Consider the following 17,893-nt stretch of genomic DNA (forward strand, 5'->3'; position numbering starts at 1 on the left):
GCGCCCGGCGCGCGGCGGCGGGGCCGCGGGGGGGGGCTGGCGCCGGGGGCCCCCCGCCCCCCGCGTGCGCCCCCGGGGCCCCGGGGGGGGCGGGGGGGGGGGGGGCCGGGGGGGGCCCCGCCCCGGCCTCCTCGCTTCCGGCTGGTCGTTCCCGACCGGTCGATCCCGGTCAGTCGCTCCGGTCAGTCGCGCCCGGTCAGTGCTCGATCAGGGACAGCGTGCGCGTCGGGCAGTCGTCGACCGCCGCCCGCGCGCCCTCCAACTGGGCGCCCGCGACGCGGTCGACCAGCACCACGACCGTCCCGTCGTGGTCGTTCTGGTCGAACAGCTCGGGCGCGGCGAGGAAGCACCGGCCCGCGCCGATGCACCGGTCCCGCTCGGTGCGGATCTCCACGGCGTCCCCCCTCACCAGGTGACCGGCAGCGCGTGCAGGCCGTAGTTGACGTGCTGCTCCTTGAACCGCAGGGCCTCGACGGACTCGGCCAGCCGCAGCTCGGGGACGCGTTCGAACAGGGTGGTCAGGGTGACCTCCAGTTCGGTCCGCGCCAGGTGCTGGCCGAGGCACTGGTGCGCGCCGAACCCGAAGGCCAGGCTGCGCTCGGCACGGTCGATGTCGAAGGTGTCCGGGTCCGGGAACCGCCTCGCGTCCCGGTTGGCCCCCACCGTCAGGCCGAGCACGCCCTCGCCGGCCGCGATCCGGACCCCGCCGAGCTCGACGTCCTCCAGGGCCACCCGGGAGTTGGCGATCTCGGCGATGGTGAAGTACCGCAGCAGCTCGTCGACCGCCGCCGGCCAGCGCGACGGGTCGGCGAGCAGCGACTTGCGCAGCACCGGGCGGTCGAGGAGCAGCATGGCGCCCAGGCCGATGACGTTCGCGATGGTCTCGTGGCCCGCCATCAGCAGCATGAAGGCCATGCCCACGAGGTCGCGGTGGTCGGGCACGCCCGGCTCGCCGCGCCGGGCCGCCAGCCGGCCGATCAGGTCGTCGGTCGGCACCCGCTCCTTGTCGGTGACGAGCTTGTCCATGTAGCCCATGAGGTCCGCGGTGGCGCGGGCGCCGGCCTCGGGGGTGCCGGCGTTCATCAGGGTGAACGAGGTCTCCAGGAAGAACGCGCGGTCGGCGAAGGGGACGCCGATCAGCTCGCAGATCACCAGCAGCGGCACCGGGTTGGCGAAGGCGTCGATGAGGTCGACGGTACGCGGCCCGGCCAGCAGCCGGTCGACGTACTCGTCGGTGATCTCCTGGATCCGCGGCCGCATCCGGTCGATGCTGCGGGGGGTGAAGTCGGCGGCCACCGCGCGGCGGGCGGCCGTGTGCTCGGGCGGGTCCATCCCGACCAGCGAGGTGGAGAACTCGGGCGGGGGGGCCTGGTGGTCCATCATCAGCGGGTACCCAGGGCGGCGCAGGTCGGAGCTGAACCGGTCGTCGCCCAGCATCGCCTTGACGTCCTCGTAGCGCGTCGCGGCCCAGGCGAGCTTTCCGCTGGGCAGCCTGATCTTGCCGAGGGTCGGCCGGTCGCGGAGTTGGCGGTACCCCTCCGGCAGGGCGTAGGGGCAGGTGCGGGGCATCGGATAGGACGGGGGCTCGGGGTGCTCGGTTATGTCGGCCGCGTCGGCCATGACTTCCTCCGATGGTGACGTGTTGTCAGGTCTGGGGCTGCGGCTCCGGCTTCGGGTGGTTGGGCGCACGCCGGGCCGCGGGGCGGCTCCAGCGGCGCATGGCGGGCACTTCGACGGTCTTGTGAAGCACCCAGGCGAGCGCGACGCAGAGCGCGTAGAGGCCGATGATGAACAGGATGGCGACGGGCGTGCTGAACGCCGTCGGGGTGTACGAGTGCGCGTAGCCCACCAGGTCACCCGCGAACGCCGCGTGGACCGCGAACATCACGGTGATGTGGATGATGTAGAAGGCGAAGGACAGTTCCCCGAGCCACACCATGAACGGCGTGCTGAGGATCGTCCGGCGGCCGGACTGGTCCCGGACGGCCAGGGCGCCGATCAGCAGCGCGGCGGGGACGGGGTAGAACGCCGCGATCCCGAACGGGATGGGCAGGTGGTACAGCAGCAGGAAGGCGGCGAGGTTGAGCAGGACGGCCGGCATGATCCGGATCTTCGGCCACCGCCCGGAGGCGATGATCCGGGCGAGGAACATGCCGATCACGAAGTCGATCGACCGGACGGGCGGGAAGAAGTACAGCGCCCACAGCTGGGGCCAGGAGCCGGCCGGGTAGAACTGGCTCGGCGGGAACCCCGACAGCAGCGGGTAGCTGATCACCGGGAGCAGGATGGCGGTCGCGCCGAGGCCGATGATCCAGGACCACAGCGCCCGGTAGCTGAGCCTGCGGACGAACCGGAGCAGCAGCGGGAACATCGCGTAGCAGAGCAGTTCCACCGCGAGGGTCCAGGTCGCGCCGTTGAACTGGTACATGATCAGGCTCTGCGAGGGCCACCAGTTCTGCACCAGGAAGAGGTTGGCGAACGCCGGCCCCCAGCGGATCGTCTCGCCCGCGGCGGCGAACTGGCTCAGGGCGATGACCGCGATCAGGACGTGGGCGGGGCCGATGCGCACCATTCTGCGCCGCCAGAAGCCGACCGCCGTCTGGCCCGGCTTGGCCGACCAGGTGAGCACGAACCCGCTGAGGACGAAGAAGAACGAGACCGCGAGGAATCCGATGCGCCCGTTGCCCGTCAGGGTGTTGAAGACGGAGAGGGGGTGCGGGTCCTTGAACGCCCCGAGGACGAGCGCGTGGCTGGCGAAGACGAAGATGACGGCGATGGCCCGCAGGCCCTCCAACGACGGCAGGGTTGCCGCACGGGCGGGTAACGGCGAGTTCGGCGGGGTCATGGGAACCTCTTTCTCCCGGGTGGGGAACGGTCGGGCGGTGGCATCCGGTCTTTCGTTGGGCGCGGCGGCGCCACGCGGCGCCACTCGTAGCTGAGTCGGAACCGGACAGCCGGATTCGACATCGTGATTTCTTCTCCCTTGCTGCGGTTCGAAGGCGGGGTGGGGCGTGTCTGACGGCTGTGGCCGGAGCGTTCCTGACGGGCCTACGGCCGTGGCCGGAGCGTTCCTGACGGGCCTACGGCTGTGGCCGGGGCGGACGCCCCGGCCACGGACCAGCGGTTGTTGCGAGGGTTCTCCGACCGGCGGGGGCCGGTGGTCACCGCCGCCAGAACAGCAGGTGGGTGACCCCGCTGGAGCTGGGCACCGTGTCGAGGTGGAAGCGGTCGAGCAGCTCGGTGTGGCTCCGCCAGAGCCGCTCGCCCCGGCCGATGTCGACGGGCGCGACGGCGAAGTGCATCGTGTCGACCAGGTCGGCGTCGAGGAACTCGCGGACGGTGGTGACGCCGCCGCTGATCCGCACGTCCCGGTCCCCGGCGACCTTCCGCGCCTCCTCCAGCGCCTCGGCCGGCTTCGCGTCGATGAAGTGGAAGGTGGTGTCGGACAGGGTGAAGGAGGGGCGCTCGTAGTGGGTGAGCACGAAGACCGGCGCGTGGAACGGCGGGTTCTGCCCCCACCAGCCCTGCCACTCGTGGTTCTCCCAGGGCCCGCGCTGGGGGCCGAACTTGTTGCGTCCCATGATCACCGCGCCCGGCGTGCGGGCGTGGTCGCGCGTCAGGTAGTCGTCCAGGCCGCGGGTGCCGCCGGGGTCGGTGCGGTTGACCCAGCTCGCGGTGGCACCGGCCCAGGAGAACAGGGGGCCCGGGTCGGCGTGGCCGAAGGGCCGTTCCAGGGACTGCCCCTCACCGGTGCCGAACCCGTCCTGCGACACGTTGAAGCACTGCACCCTCACCAGCTGCGACATGCCTTGCACCTTTCCTCGGGGGCGGTCGGGGCCCTCCGTACGGCCCGGCGCCCGCGCCTCCCAACGACCGTCGCGCGGGCGGGGGCACGGCGTCGTGGGCCGTCCGGGTGAGCACGCCGTCGGACCGGGAGACAGCGGCCCGATGTCTCGGACGGAAACCCGGGCGAAACGCAGTGGGCTCGGCTTGGATGTCGAGGGCGGCCCGCCTGCGGCGACGTCTCAGGTACAGAGCACCAGTCGGCCGTACAAGGGATCAAGGAATGATGAGATGAAGTACATGCTGCTGATCCACATGAACCCGGTAGTCTGGGACGGCCTGTCCGAGAGAGAGCGGAACGCCGTCTTCTCCGAACACGCCACCTTCCAACAGGACATCCTCGACTCCGGTGAGATGGTGATGACCCAGGCCCTCGCCGACCCGTCCAGCAGCGCCACGGTGAGAGTCCGCGGTGGCCGGCCCGCGGTCACCGACGGCCCGTACCTGGACGCCAAGGAGTTCCTGGCCGGCTACTACCTGGTCGACTGCGCCTCCAGGGAGCGCGCGGTCGAACTGGCCGGTCTGATCCCCGAGGCCCGGTACACCGGCATCGAGGTCCGCCAGGTCGTCTTCGAAGCCGATACGGAGAGTTGAGCCGATGAACCGTGACGCCCGGGTCGAGGATCTGCTCCGATCGCTGGCACCGCAGGTCCTCGGCGCGGTCGTCCGCCGCTACGGGCACTTCGACGCCTGCGAGGAGGCGGTCCAGGACGCCCTGCTGGCCGCCGCCGTCCAGTGGCCCGACCAGGGCGTCCCCAACAACCCCCGGGCGTGGCTGATCACCGTGGCCGCCCGCCGGGTGATCGACGGGCTGCGCAGCGAGCAGGCCCGCCAGCGCCGTGAGGCCACCGCCGCCGCGCTCACCCCGGCCGACGAGACGGTGACCCCGGGCCCGGGTGAGGAACCCAAGGCGGCCGAGCAGGACGACATGCTCACCCTGCTCTTCCTGTGCTGCCACCCCTCGCTCACCCCCGGCTCGCAGGTCGCGCTCACCCTGCGGGCCGTCGGCGGTCTGACCACCGCACAGATCGCACACGCGTTCCTCGTCCCCGAGTCGACCATGGCCCAGCGGATCAGCCGGGCCAAGCAGCGGATCAAGGCCACCGGGCTGCCGTTCCGGATGCCGCCGCAGAGCGAGCGCACGGAGCGGCTGGCGGTCGTGCTCCAGGTGCTCTACCTGGTCTTCAACGAGGGCTACACCACCACCAGCGGCCCCGACCTCCAGCAGCCCGAGCTCGCCCGCGAGGCGATCCGCCTGAACCGCGAGCTGCACCGGTTACTGCCCGAGGAGGGCGAGGTCGCGGGCCTGCTGGCGCTGATGCTGCTGACCGACGCCCGCCGGCCGGCCCGCACCCGGCCCGACGGCAGCCTCATCCCGCTCGCCGAGCAGGACCGCTCCCGCTGGGACCAGACCGCGCTCAAGGAGGGTCTGGCGCTGATCGCCGAGACCCTCCCGCGGATGGTGGCGGGGCCCTACCAGGTGCAGGCGGCCATCGCGGCCGTGCACGGCGAGGCCGCGCACGCCGAGGACACCGACTGGCCGCAGATCATGGCCCTGTACGAGGTGCTGGAGCAGATGGCCCCCGGCCCGGTGGTGACCCTCAACCACGCCGTCGCCCGCGCGATGGTCCAGGGCCCGGCGGCCGGGCTCGAACTGCTCGCGACCCTGGAGGCCGACGGCCGCCTCGAGGGCCACCACCGACTCGCCGCCGTCCGCGCCCACCTGCTGGAGATGAGCGGGGACCGGGCGGCGGCCCGGAACAGCTTCCGGGAGGCCGCCCGGCGGACCGGCAGTATTCCCGAGCGCCGGTACCTGGAGAGCCGGGCCGACGCGCTGGACGACCGGTGACGGGCCGCCGGGCCGGCAGACCCTGAAGCCCCCGCCCGCAACAGGCCGGGCCGGACCGGGCCGCCAGGCGGGCGGGCTGCGCGGGCGAGGAAAGGCAGGGGGGTGAAGAGGGGGGAGCGCGCCCGGCCACCACCCCACTCCCGGGCACCCCGGCAGCAGACGCCCCTCCGGCCGCGACCCCCCTCTTCACCCCCCTCTCCTTCCCCGCCCGGCCCCCTCCTCGCGCGCCACCCTGCCCCCTCCCGGCGCGCCCGCAGCCCCCTCCCCCCGGCTGCCCACCCCCCTCCGTGCCTCCTCCCACCCCCCAGGCGTGTGACCAGGAGTGCAACGGAGTGCAAAGGGAGGGAAAGGTCACACCCTCCGCCTCTGCTGCGCTCCCGCCGACGACCGCTAACCTGCGGGGCATGACGGTCCCGCCCGAAGGGCTTCCCCTGGCCGCCGAGTTCCCGGCCGGCACCCGTGAGCAGTGGCAGCACCTCGTCGAGGGTGTGCTGCGCAAGTCGGGTGCGGCGCCCGCGGACGGCGCGGCCGCCGAGGAGGCGCTCACCACCGCGCTCCAGGACGGGCTGCGCGCCCGCCCGCTGTACACCGCCGAGGACACCTCGGCCGACGCCGGCTACCCCGGCTTCCCGCCCTTCGTACGGGGCGGGCGGCCCCAGGGCGCGGCCGTCTCCGGCTGGGACCTGCGCCAGCGGCACGCCGACCCCGACCCGCGCCGCACCAACGAGGCGGTCCTCGCCGACCTGGAGAACGGCGGCGGCTCGATCTGGCTGGAGCTGGGCGGCAACGGCCTGCCGGTCACCGAACTGCCCGCCGCGCTGGCCGGCGTCTACCTCGACCTGGCCGCCGTCGTGCTCGACGCGGGCCCCGAATCCGTGGACGCCGCCGAGCAGTTGTTCACGCTGCTGCGCGAGCGCGAGGTCTCCCCCGCCGCCGCCACCGGCAACCTCGGCGCCGACCCGCTGGGCCTGCTGGCCCGCACCGGGGACGACGAGCCCACCGACGCCCTGCTCGCCGACGCCGCCGCGCTCACGGCCCGCTGCGCCGCCGAGTACCCGGGCATCCGGGCGCTGACCGTCGACGCCCTCCCCTACCACGAGGCCGGCGGCTCCCCCGCGCAGGAGCTCGGCTGCTCGCTGGCCACCGGCGTCGCCTACCTGCGGACGCTGACCGCCGCCGGCCTGACCGTCGACGCGGCGCTCGGCCAGCTGGACTTCCGCTACGCGGCCGACGCCGACCAGTTCCTGACGATCGCGAAGTTCCGTGCGGCGCGCCGTCTCTGGGCCCGGGTCGCCGAGGCCTCCGGCGCCACCGCGGAGGCGTCGGCGCAGCGTCAGCACGCCGTCACCTCCACCGTGATGATGACCGAGCGCGACCCGTGGGTGAACATGCTGCGCACCACGGTGGCCTGCCTGGCCGCCGGGGTCGGCGGCGCGGACGCGGTCAGCGTGCTGCCCTTCGACAGCGCGCTCGGCCTGCCGGACGCCTTCGCCCGCCGGATCGCCCGCAACACCCAGTCGATCCTGCTGGAGGAGTCGCACCTGGCCCGGGTCGTCGACCCGGCCGGCGGCTCCTGGTACGTGGAGCAGCTCACCGACGAACTGGCCCGGGCCGCCTGGGCCTGGTTCCAGGAGATCGAGGGGGCCGGCGGCCAGCGCGCCGCCCTGGCCTCCGGGCTGGTCGGCGAGCGGATCGCCGCCACCTGGGCCGAGCGCACCAAGGCGCTGGCCAAGCGCCGCGAACCGATCACCGGCGTCAGCGAGTTCCCGAACCTGGACGAGCAGCCGCTGGTCCGCACCCCGGCCCCGGCCCGGCCCGGCGGCGGACTGCCCCGGGTGCGCCGCTCCCAGGCGTACGAGGCGCTGCGCACCCGCTCGGACGCGCACCTCGCCGCCACCGGCGAGCGCCCCCGGCTCTTCCTGGCCTCCATCGGCACGGCCGCCGCGCACACCGCCCGGACCACCTACGCCGCCAACCTCTTCCAGGCCGGCGGCATCGCGACCAGCTCCGTGGCGGGCACCGAGGCGGCGGCGTTCGCCGAGGCGTTCGCCGCGAGCGGCGCCACCGTGGCCTGCCTGTGCTCCAGCGACCAGCTCTACGGCGAGCACGCCGAGGCCGTCGCGAGCGCGCTCAAGGCGGCGGGCGCCGCGCGGGTGCTGCTGGCCGGGCGTCCCGGTGAGCAGCGCGAGGCGTACGAGCGGGCGGGCGTGGACGACTTCGTCTTCGCGGGCGGCGACGCGGTCGCCGTCCTGACCTCGCTGCTGGACCGGATCCTCGGCGAGGCCCCGGCGCCGACCCCTGGCGAGGCTGCGGCGCCGACCCCTGGCGGGAGCCCGACCCCTGGCGAGAGCCTGAACGAGAGCCCTGACGCGATCCCGGCCGGGGTCCTCGACACGGACGGAGTGGCGCGATGATCCCCGACTTCACCGCAATCGGGCTGGACGGCGCAGCCGCAGCAGAGGTCGGCGACGGCCAGTGGCGCTCCGCCTGGCGGCAGGCCACCGGCAAGGACGTCGACGAGCTGGTCTGGGACACCCCCGAGGGCATCGGCGTCAAGCCGCTGTACACCTCGGCCGACCTGGCCGGCCTGGACTTCCTGGGCACCTACCCGGGCATCGCCCCGTACCTGCGCGGGCCCTACCCGAGCATGTACGTCAACCAGCCCTGGACGGTCCGCCAGTACGCGGGCTTCTCCACCGCCGAGGAGTCCAACGCCTTCTACCGCCGCAACCTGGCGGCCGGCCAGAAGGGCCTCTCGGTCGCCTTCGACCTGCCGACCCACCGCGGCTACGACAGCGACCACCCGCGCGTCACCGGCGACGTCGGCATGGCCGGCGTGGCCATCGACTCCATCTACGACATGCGCCAGCTCTTCGACGGCATCCCGCTGGACCGGATGTCGGTGTCGATGACCATGAACGGCGCCGTGCTTCCGGTGCTGGCGCTGTACATCGTGGCGGCCGAGGAGCAGGGGGTGCCGCCGGAGAAGCTGGCGGGGACCATCCAGAACGACATCCTCAAGGAGTTCATGGTCCGCAACACCTACATCTACCCGCCGCAGCCCTCGATGCGGATCATCTCGGACATCTTCGCGTACACCTCGCAGAAGATGCCGCGGTACAACTCGATCTCCATCTCCGGGTACCACATCCAGGAGGCCGGGGCGACGGCCGACCTGGAGCTGGCGTACACCCTGGCCGACGGGGTGGAGTACCTGCGGGCGGGCCTGGACGTCGGGCTGGACGTGGACGCCTTCGCGCCGCGGCTGTCGTTCTTCTGGGCGATCGGCATGAACTTCTTCATGGAGGTCGCCAAGCTCCGCGCGGCCCGGCTGCTCTGGGCCAAGCTGGTCAAGCAGTTCGATCCGAAGAACGCCAAGTCGCTGTCGCTGCGCACCCATTCGCAGACCTCCGGCTGGTCGCTCACCGCCCAGGACGTGTTCAACAACGTCACCCGCACCTGTGTCGAGGCGATGGCCGCCACCCAGGGCCACACCCAGTCGCTGCACACCAACGCCCTCGACGAGGCGCTGGCGCTGCCGACCGACTTCTCGGCCCGGATCGCCCGCAACACCCAGCTGCTGCTCCAGCAGGAGTCCGGCACCTGCCGGTCGATCGACCCGTGGGGCGGCAGCGCGTACGTCGAGAAGCTCACGCACGACCTGGCCCGCCGCGCCTGGCAGCACATCCAGGAGGTCGAGGCGGCCGGCGGCATGGCCAAGGCGATCGACGCCGGCATCCCCAAGCTGCGCGTCGAGGAGGCCGCGGCCCGCACCCAGGCCCGGATCGACTCCGGCCGCCAGCCGGTGATCGGCGTCAACAAGTACCGGGTGGAGAGCGACGAGCAGATCGACGTGCTCAAGGTCGACAACTCCTCGGTGCGCAGCCGCCAGATCGAGAAGCTGCGCCGGCTGCGCGACGAGCGCGACGAGGCGGTCTGCCAGGACGCCCTGCACGCGCTGACCCGGGCCGCCGAGGCCGGCCCGCAGCGCGGCGGCTCGCTGGACGGCAACCTGCTCGCACTCGCGGTGAACGCGGCCCGGGCCAAGGCCACGGTCGGCGAGATCTCCGACGCCCTGGAGAAGGTGTACGGCCGACACTCCGGTCAGATCCGTACCATCTCGGGTGTGTACCGAGACGAAGCCGGGCCGTCGGCCCCCGTGCAGCGCACCCGCGACCTGGTCGAGCGGTTCGAGCAGGCCGAGGGCCGGCGCCCGCGCATCCTGGTCGCCAAGATGGGCCAGGACGGCCACGACCGCGGCCAGAAGGTGATCGCCACGGCCTTCGCCGACCTCGGCTTCACGGTGGACGTCGGGCCGCTGTTCCAGACCCCGCAGGAGGTCGCCCGGCAGGCCGTCGAGGCGGACGTGCACATCGTCGGCGTCTCCTCGCTGGCCGCCGGACACCTCACCCTGGTGCCCGCGCTGCGCGCCGAACTCGCCGAGGCGGGCCGGGAGGACATCACCATCGTGGTCGGCGGGGTCATCCCCCCGCAGGACTTCGACGCCCTGTACGAGGCGGGCGCCGCGGCGGTCTTCCCGCCCGGCACGGTGATCCCGGACGCGGCCTACGACCTGCTGAGGGCGCTCGCCGCGGACCTCGGCCACGAGCTGTGAGCCGCTGAACCGATGGCGCCCCGGACGATCGACCTCGACCAGTACGCGCAGGGGGTGCTGGCCGGTTCGCGCGCGCACATCGCGCGGGCCATCACCCTCGTCGAGTCCACCCGGCCCGACCACCGCGCGCTCGCGCAGCAGCTGCTCACCATGCTGCTGCCGCACGCGGGCGGGGCGATCCGGGTGGGCATCACCGGTGTGCCCGGTGTCGGCAAGTCGACTTTCATCGACGCCTTCGGCACCATGCTCACCGGGCTCGACCACCGGGTCGCGGTGCTCGCCGTCGACCCGACGTCCAGCCGGACCGGCGGCTCCATCCTGGGCGACAAGACCCGGATGGAGCGGCTGGCGGTCGACCCGAACGCCTTCGTCCGCCCCTCCCCCACCTCGGGGACGCTCGGCGGCGTGGCCCGGGCCACCCGCGAGTCGATGGTGGTGATGGAGGCGGCCGGCTACGACGTGGTGCTGATCGAGACGGTCGGCGTCGGGCAGTCGGAGACCGCGGTGGCCGGCATGGTGGACTCCTTCCTGCTGCTCAGCCTGGCCCGCACCGGGGACCAGCTGCAGGGCATCAAGAAGGGCGTGCTGGAGCTCGCCGACGTGATCGCGGTCAACAAGGCGGACGGCCCGCACGAGACCGACGCCAAGGGCGCCGCCCGCGAACTGGCGGGCGCACTGCGGCTGTTGCAGGCACCGGACGCCCCGTGGACGCCGCCGGTGCTCACCTGCAGCGGCCGCGACGGCAGCGGACTGGACACCCTCTGGGAGCGCCTCCAGCAGCACCGCAAGGTGCTCGACGCGACCGGCGCCCTGGCGGCCAAGCGCCGCGACCAGCAGGTGGAGTGGACCTGGGCGATGGTCCACGACCAGCTCTACGCCCGCCTGCACGAACACCCCGAAGTACAGCGCCTCGCCCCCGACCTGGAGACCCAGGTCCGCACCGGCACCCTACCGGCCGGCCTGGCCGCCCAACGCATCCTGGACGCCTTCTTCGGCACCTCGTCCTGACGAGCGCAACCGGCCGCGAACCCTGCCGCCACAGTGGCGGAGAACAGCACCCACCACACGAGGCGTCCGAGGGTAGCCACTACGCCGCCTCGCGCAAACCGCGAAGGTCGTGCGCCGTGGCCCCCCCCCGGGGGGGGGCCCCCCCCGCGCGGGGCCCCCCAAAAGAGCACACCCCCCCCTTGCCCCCCCCCCCCCGCGACCCCCCCCCCCCCCGCGCCCCCCGCCCCCCCCCCACCCCCCCCGGGGCCGCCCCCCACACCCCCCCCCCCGCGCCGCCCGCGGCCCCCCCGCCCCCCCCCCCGCCCCCCCCCCCGGGGGGGGGCGCGGCCCCCCCCGGGGGGGGGGGCCACGGCGCTTCAGTGCTCTCCAAAAAGTCGAACCAGACGACTTTGCCCGCTCCCGACGGATACCAGCCCCACGCCTGCGCCAGCGCCTCCACCAGCAACAACCCACGCCCTCCCGTCGATTCGGCATCGCGCTCCCGCCGGGGAAGCTCCGGACACCGGTCGGCGACCTCCACCCGCAACCGCCCGACGCGGCGCCGGACCGTCACCGTGCAGCGCTCCCCGGTGTGCACCAGCGCATTGGCGATCAGCTCACTCGCACACAGCTCCAGGTCCTGAAGCACGTCCTCCGAGAGCACCACGCCCCAGTCCCGCACGATCGCCATCACCAACCGCCGCGCCCCCGGCACCGCCCCCACCCCCGGCGGCACCCCCCACTCCAGCGGCACCGGAAACCGCGCATTATCCAGTGGGCTGATCACCACGAACACCCTCCAAACCAGCCGGCAAGACAACTGCCGACACGGGGCCTACGTCGGTGTCTCGGCAGTTGCCGAGACACCGACGCGCAGATCGGTCGATATCTCACCGTCAGTCAACAAGTCGTCACACCCGTGAGACCATCGAAGATGCGGTGCCCGCATACGAATATGCGGGCACCGCATCGGACTGCATCGTGTGGCCTGTCGGAACTCGTAGCGTTGGGTTGGCTGTTGAACTGGAATTCGGCAGTGGTCCGGGACGCGTCCCGGGCGAGGAACTACGGCAAGATCATTGAGCTGGCTCGAACCTACCGACGCATGACTCAGGCGCAGTTGGGGGAGGCGTGCGGGCTGTCTCAATCGGCCATCTCTCGATTGGAGAAGCGGGGCAGTGATACGTACGCCATGGACGTGCTCCTGCGGGTGTCGCAACACCTGGGCATCCCGGCCACTCTGCTGGGCCTGGCCGACCCGACGATTCAGCAACGAATCGGACCCGAGAACGTGGAAAGACGTCAATTTCTGGGCGCAGCTGCGACGATCGCTGCAACTCCCGTGCTCGCAGCCGTCACAGGCCCCGAGGGCGAGGCCGAGCAACAGGCTTTCGCGCTCCGGCTTGCCACAACCTCCTATCGCCGCCTGGACGGATCGACGCCCTCCCGGGATCTCACCGATGCCGTCCGCTCCCACCTGCGACTCGTCCAGGTACTGGCCGGCAGGGCGACAGCAGATGCCCATCGCGCGAGGCTCGCCGCCGTCGCGAGCGAGGCGGCGAGCCTCTCCGCCTGGCTGGCGTGGGACATGGGAGACCACGGGTCCGCACGGTCTTTCTACGGGGCCGCGATCAAGGCCGCCCGATCGGGGTCAAGTCCCCTCCTCGCCGCCTACCAAGCCGGAAGCCTCGCACAGTTCGAGGCGCACACCGGCAACGCGGTCCAGTCGCTCAGCCTGGTCCGGAAGGCGCGCGGCTTCCTGGAGGACGGATCCCCCCTGGTGGCTGACGCATGGCTGTCATCGGTGGAGGCCCTCGGCCACGCGTCCGCCGGCGATCACGGCAGTGCCGACCTCGCTCTGACACGCAGCCGAGCGGCTGTCGAGGCTGGCACGGGAGATGAACCGCCTCCGTGGCCCTGGGTGTTCAACTTCGACGAGTCGAAGGTCGCCGCATTCAGGGTGACCTGCGGCGCCAAGCTCGGGCGCCCCGGATGGATCTCGGATGCTGCGGGCCAGGTACTCGCCACCAGCCACGCGAAGCAGCGCGCGCTCCTGCTGTTGGACCTCGCGGCGGGCCATCTTGCCGCAGGCCGGATCGAGGCCGCGTTCACACTCGCTTGCCAGGCCGTGGAGATCGGCCTCCAGTACCGTTCAGGGCGAATCGTCGAGGGGAGCCGTGCGCTTCGGCGATCGTTCAGGACCTCCTCGCCGCCAAAGGTCGTGCGGGAGTTCGACGAGCGCCTGCACGGCGTCCATCTCTAGGAGGGGAATGCGATGCGGATCGGGATCACGGGCCACAGAGGGCTGGCACCCAAGGTGGAGGAGCAGGTCCGGCAGCTGCTCGAAGGAGCGCTCGCGGGCGAGGATTCGAGTCTGCTCACCGTCGTCTCCTGCATCGCCGACGGACCGGATGCATGGCTGGCGGAGATCGCGCTCGGGCGAGGCGGGCGACTGGAAGTGGTCATCCCGGCGGAGCAGTACCGGGACGGGCTGCCGGAGTGGCATCACCCCGTCTACGACCGGCTGCTGAACGGCGCGGTCGCGGTTCACCAGACCGGGCGGGTGGAGTCCGACGAGGCGGCTCACATGGCGGCGAGCGAGCTCCTCGTGCAGCAGGTCGACAAGCTCCTCGCCGTCTGGGACGGCCTGCCGGCCCGCGGCTTCGGCGGGACGGCGGACGTGGTCGCCTATGCGCAGCAGCGGGGTGTAGCCGTTGAAGTGCTGTGGCCGCAGGGCGCGCGCCGGTGAGAGCCGGCGTGAGGCCGATGCAGCAGCCGCCTTCTCGGGGAGGAACATCGTGAGGCCGACGCCCGCCGACCCTGCCGCCTGGAACGCCTACCTCGCGGAGGGCTCGGGCGCCTCTTTTCGGTACCTCGTTCTGCAGGAAGGGGAGAACCATGGGATTCGGACTTGTCGTGCGCTTCGTCGCCCGTGACGCGGCGGCAGCTCGCGCCTTCGACGAACTGGCAGAGGAAGCACTCGAAGGAATCCGCTCGCAGGAGCCCGGCACGCTCGTCTACGTCAACCACACCGTGCCGGAGGAGCCGCACGTCCGCGTGTTCTACGAACTCTACGCGGACCGTGCGGCTTTCGAGGAGCACGAACGTCAGCCGCACGTCCGGCGGTTCCTGGCCGAACGCGGCCAGTACCTCGAATCGTTCGAGGTCACGTTCCTGGACGAGATCTCCGGCAAGCGCTCGTCCACCGGCAGGACAGCCCGGTGAGGTAGCGGGACAGCCCCGGGCCGCGAGCGCGGTCCGGGGCCGTTCGCGTGACCAGGGTCAGGCGGAGGTGGCGGCGGCGAACCGGGTGGAGACGTCCTGCCAGTTGACGACGTCCCAGAGCTTGGTGACGTAGTCCGGGCGGACGTTGCGGTACTGCAGGTAGTAGGCGTGCTCCCAGGCGTCGAAGGCGAGCAGCGGGGTGGTGCCCTGGCCGACGTTGCCGTGGTGGTCGTAGACCTGCTCGACGATCAGGCGCTGGCCGAGCGGCTCCCAGGAGAGGATGCCCCAACCGGAGCCCTGGACGCCGGTGGTGGCGGTGGTGAGCTGCTTCTTGAAGGCCTCGAAGCTGCCGAAGTGCTCGGTGATCGCATCGGCCAGCTCGCCGTCGGGGCGGTCGCCGCCCTCCGGGGAGAGGTTCTCCCAGAACAGCGAGTGCAGCACGTGGCCGGACAGGTGGAAGGCGAAGGTCTTCTGCAGGCCGACGAGGCCGCCGAACTGCTCCTTGTCGCGCGCCTCGGCGAGCTGCTCCAGGGTGTCGTTGGCGCCCTTGACGTACGCCGCGTGGTGCTTGGAGTGGTGCAGCTCCAGGATCTCGGCGGACATCGCCCGCTCGAGCGCGGAGTAGTCGTACGGCAGGTCGGGAAGCGAGTAGGTGCCCATCAGGACACGGCCCCTTTCGGCGAGTTCAGCTGTGATGATCGTGCCGGGTACACACTATTGCGTATTAGTTGCAAGAACGAAGCATATGCGCCCGCGTATTCCTGGCACTCCGAGGGCTCCGTCCGGCCCGACCCCTCCGCGCGCCGCGGGCGCTGCGGGGGCTGCGGGGGCTGCGCGACCCGGCGGAGGGGGCTGGCGGCGCACGCCGGTCTACGGGTCCCTGACAACGTTTCGGTTGCGGTGGGGATCAATCCCGCCCAGGGCCTTCCCGTCACGATGCGACATGTGCCATTTTACATGTCACACATCGAGCGGTCGCGCCCCCCAACACGCGGCCCCGAACGGCCCCGGAGGCCCCCACAGATGCGTCCCTTCCGGATATCCAAGGCCCAGGCGCGAAGGGTGCCGGCGCTCGGCGCCGCCTTCTTCATCGCGCTCGGCCTGTTCGCCCCGCAGAGCTTCGCCGCCCCCGTGAACCAGGCGGCGGCCACCGCCCCCTCGGCCGCCGCGACCGGCGCCCCGCGGGCGATCCCGGTTCCCAAGTCCCCCGACGCGACCCTCGACGGCCGCCCGCTCGCCTCGGACACCAGCAAGAAGTCCGCCACCCCGCAGGCCGCGGCCGCCTCCCCGGCCAGGACCGCCAAGAAGTTCTCGGCCGCCCCGTCGGCCACCGGCTGCGACCTCTCCGCCTTCACCGGCGCCACCGGCGCCACCCTGGTGCGGAACGTCAAGGCCGCGAGCCTGGACTGCGTCGGCACGCTCTTCAACATCAGCGGCACCGACGCGACGAAGGCGTTCCGCGAGGCCCAGATGGTCTCCGTCGCCGACGGCCTGCGCGACGCCTCCGCCACCTACCCGGGTGACAACTCCACCTCCGTCGGGCAGCTGGTGCTCTTCCTGCGCGCCGGCTACTACGTGCAGTGGAAGTACCCGAACGACGTCGGCACGTACGGCAGCACGCTGCAGACCTCGATCCGCGGCGGACTCGACGCCTTCTACGCCGCCCCGCACAGCAAGGACGTCACCCAGGCCAACGGCGAGACCCTGGCCGAGGCCGTCACCCTGATCGACAGCGCCTACGAGAACGGCCGGTACACCGCCCCGGTGAAGCGGCTGCTCGCCGACTACACGACCAGCTGGCCCGGCTCGATGACCGACGCCGTCGCCAACACCAAGACGGTCATCGAGAACGGCTTCGACCGGGACGGCTTCATCCCCGCCCTCCAGGCCGACCCGGGCTTCGCCACCACCATGTCCTCGTTCGTGACGCGGAACGCCTCGCTGATCAACGGCGGCGACATGGTCACCTCGATCGGCATCGTGATCGGCAACCTCGTCGCCCACGACGAGCTCAAGGCCCAGGGCCGTCCGATCATCAAGGACCTGGTCACCCGCTACCCGCTGGTCGGCGCCACCGCGCCGCTCACCATGAACCTGGTCTGGTTCACGGAGAACAAGGACAAGGGCAACTGCTCCGTCTACGGCCTCTGTGACCTGCCCACCCGGCTCCCCCCGCTGGTGCTCACCAACACCAGGACCTGCAACGCCAACCTGCGCGTCCGCGCACAGGAGATGACCGAGCAGCAGCTGGCGGACACCTGCACCAGCCTGATCAACGAGGACGCCCTGTTCCACAAGGTGATCCAGGACAACGGCGCGATCCCCGGTGACGTCAACACCAACCTCGAGGTCGTCGTCTTCGACGACTACTACGAGTACAGCCTCTACGCGGGGGCGATGTACGGCATCGCGGTCGACAACGGCGGCATGTACGAGGAGGGCAACCCGACCAAGGCCGGCAACCAGGCCCGGTTCATCGCCCACGAGGCCAGCTGGCTGCGCCCGGACTTCCAGATCTGGAACCTCAACCACGAGTACACCCACTACCTCGACGGTCGCTACAACATGTACGGCGACTTCGACGCCGGCATGGTCACCCCGACCATCTGGTGGGTCGAGGGCATCGCGGAGTACATCTCGTACAGCTACCGCAACGAGCGCAACGCCAACGCCATCGCCCAGGCCGCCAAGAAGACCTACAAGCTGAGCGAGCTGTTCGACACGGTCTACGACCAGACCCCGGACGCCACCGTCAACTCCACCCGGGTCTACGCCTGGGGCTACCTGGCCGTGCGCTACATGCTCCAGTCGCACCCGGACGACGTGAAGGCGGTGCTCGCCAAGTACCGCACCGGTGACTGGAACGGCGCCCGCACCCTGCTCAAGGCCACCATCGGCACCAAGTACGACGCCGACTTCGCCACCTGGCTGACCGCCTGCGCGGCCGACAACTGCGGCACCCTGCCGCCGGTCCAGAGCACTCCGCTCTGCACGCTGCCCGACACCCGGCAGTTCGACAAGAACTGCCGCCGCGACAACGCCGCGGCCACCACCGGCAACCTCAGCTACAGCTTCCTGTACCTGCCGGCCGGGGTGAAGTCGCTGACCATCACCAGCGCCGGCGGCACCGGCAACGCCGACCTGTACTACAACGGCGGCAGCTGGGCCACCAACAGCTCGTACCTCGCGAAGTCCACCAACCAGGGCAACGGCGAGAGCCTCACCATCACCAACCCGCCCGCCGGCTGGGTCTACTTCAGCCTCTACGCCCAGCAGGGCTTCAGCGGCGCGACCGTCACCACCACGTACACCACGAGCTGACGCCCGCCGTCACCTCGCAGCGGGCCCCGCGGAGACTCCTCCGCGGGGCCCGT

General features: G+C 71.9%; 15 protein-coding genes. 9 read left to right on the forward strand and 6 right to left on the reverse strand.

The window, feature by feature from the left end; genetic code table 11:
* Positions 1-196: 196 nt before the first annotated feature.
* The 4 genes from ACIGZJ_RS13675 to ACIGZJ_RS13690 all read right to left on the reverse strand — a co-directional run bounded on the left by ACIGZJ_RS13675 (position 197) and on the right by ACIGZJ_RS13690 (position 3,806).
* A complete protein-coding gene (locus ACIGZJ_RS13675) occupies positions 197-394 on the reverse strand; it encodes a ferredoxin (RefSeq protein WP_392934336.1) in 198 nt (65 codons plus the stop codon).
* Between the two features lie 11 nt (positions 395-405).
* Complete coding sequence (locus tag ACIGZJ_RS13680) at positions 406-1,620, reverse strand: cytochrome P450 (RefSeq protein WP_396457346.1); 1,215 nt, start codon at positions 1,618-1,620, stop codon at positions 406-408.
* Positions 1,621-1,645: 25 nt separating this feature from the next.
* Positions 1,646-2,845, reverse strand: coding sequence for an acyltransferase family protein (locus ACIGZJ_RS13685; protein ID WP_396457347.1), 1,200 nt, complete (start codon positions 2,843-2,845; stop codon positions 1,646-1,648).
* A 316-nt stretch (positions 2,846-3,161) separates the two neighbouring features.
* The gene (locus tag ACIGZJ_RS13690) at positions 3,162-3,806 is read right to left on the reverse strand and encodes a dihydrofolate reductase family protein (protein ID WP_396457348.1); all 645 of its coding nucleotides are present in this window, start codon (positions 3,804-3,806) and stop codon (positions 3,162-3,164) included.
* A 268-nt stretch (positions 3,807-4,074) separates the two neighbouring features.
* On the opposite strand from ACIGZJ_RS13690, the gene ACIGZJ_RS13695 reads away from it, so the two are divergent.
* The 5 genes from ACIGZJ_RS13695 (at position 4,075) to meaB (ending at position 11,315) form a co-directional block, all read left to right on the forward strand.
* Entirely contained in the window at positions 4,075-4,437 is a 363-nt protein-coding gene (locus ACIGZJ_RS13695; protein WP_392934326.1) for a YciI family protein, read from the forward strand.
* A gap of 4 nt (positions 4,438-4,441) precedes the next feature.
* A complete protein-coding gene (locus ACIGZJ_RS13700; RefSeq protein WP_396457349.1) occupies positions 4,442-5,692 on the forward strand; it encodes an RNA polymerase sigma factor in 1,251 nt (416 codons plus the stop codon).
* 404 nt (positions 5,693-6,096) lie between these two features.
* On the forward strand, positions 6,097-8,106 hold the full coding sequence (locus ACIGZJ_RS13705) for a methylmalonyl-CoA mutase subunit beta (RefSeq protein ID WP_396457350.1): 2,010 nt from the start codon (positions 6,097-6,099) through the stop codon (positions 8,104-8,106).
* On the forward strand, positions 8,103-10,307 hold the full coding sequence (gene scpA / locus ACIGZJ_RS13710) for a methylmalonyl-CoA mutase (protein WP_396457351.1): 2,205 nt from the start codon (positions 8,103-8,105) through the stop codon (positions 10,305-10,307). Before ACIGZJ_RS13705 ends, scpA begins: the two co-directional genes overlap by 4 nt.
* 12 nt (positions 10,308-10,319) lie before the next feature.
* Positions 10,320-11,315 carry a methylmalonyl Co-A mutase-associated GTPase MeaB gene (gene meaB, locus ACIGZJ_RS13715; RefSeq protein WP_396457352.1) on the forward strand — a complete coding sequence of 332 codons (996 nt, stop codon included), beginning with the start codon at positions 10,320-10,322 and terminating at the stop codon, positions 11,313-11,315.
* A gap of 79 nt (positions 11,316-11,394) precedes the next feature.
* Here meaB and ACIGZJ_RS13720 read toward each other — a convergent pair whose 3' ends face one another.
* Positions 11,395-12,090, reverse strand: a complete 696-nt coding sequence (locus tag ACIGZJ_RS13720; protein WP_396457353.1) for an ATP-binding protein — start codon at positions 12,088-12,090, stop codon at positions 11,395-11,397.
* Between the two features lie 159 nt (positions 12,091-12,249).
* Between ACIGZJ_RS13720 and ACIGZJ_RS13725 the strand changes: the two genes are divergently transcribed.
* The 3 genes from ACIGZJ_RS13725 to ACIGZJ_RS13735 all read left to right on the forward strand — a co-directional run bounded on the left by ACIGZJ_RS13725 (position 12,250) and on the right by ACIGZJ_RS13735 (position 14,519).
* Positions 12,250-13,557, forward strand: a complete 1,308-nt coding sequence (locus ACIGZJ_RS13725; RefSeq protein WP_396457354.1) for a helix-turn-helix domain-containing protein — start codon at positions 12,250-12,252, stop codon at positions 13,555-13,557.
* 12 nt (positions 13,558-13,569) lie between these two features.
* Entirely contained in the window at positions 13,570-14,043 is a 474-nt protein-coding gene (locus ACIGZJ_RS13730) for a hypothetical protein (protein WP_396457355.1), read from the forward strand.
* A gap of 149 nt (positions 14,044-14,192) precedes the next feature.
* Complete coding sequence (locus ACIGZJ_RS13735; protein ID WP_396457356.1) at positions 14,193-14,519, forward strand: putative quinol monooxygenase; 327 nt, start codon at positions 14,193-14,195, stop codon at positions 14,517-14,519.
* A gap of 57 nt (positions 14,520-14,576) precedes the next feature.
* Here the strand turns inward: ACIGZJ_RS13735 and ACIGZJ_RS13740 are convergent, their stop codons facing one another.
* Positions 14,577-15,179 carry a superoxide dismutase gene (locus tag ACIGZJ_RS13740; protein WP_392934309.1) on the reverse strand — a complete coding sequence of 201 codons (603 nt, stop codon included), beginning with the start codon at positions 15,177-15,179 and terminating at the stop codon, positions 14,577-14,579.
* Between the two features lie 363 nt (positions 15,180-15,542).
* On the opposite strand from ACIGZJ_RS13740, the gene ACIGZJ_RS13745 reads away from it, so the two are divergent.
* Positions 15,543-17,840, forward strand: coding sequence for a M9 family metallopeptidase (locus ACIGZJ_RS13745; protein ID WP_396457357.1), 2,298 nt, complete (start codon positions 15,543-15,545; stop codon positions 17,838-17,840).
* Positions 17,841-17,893 lie beyond the last annotated feature (53 nt).

Source organism: Kitasatospora sp. NPDC052868, from assembly GCF_044547105.1.
Taxonomy (GTDB): domain Bacteria; phylum Actinomycetota; class Actinomycetes; order Streptomycetales; family Streptomycetaceae; genus Kitasatospora.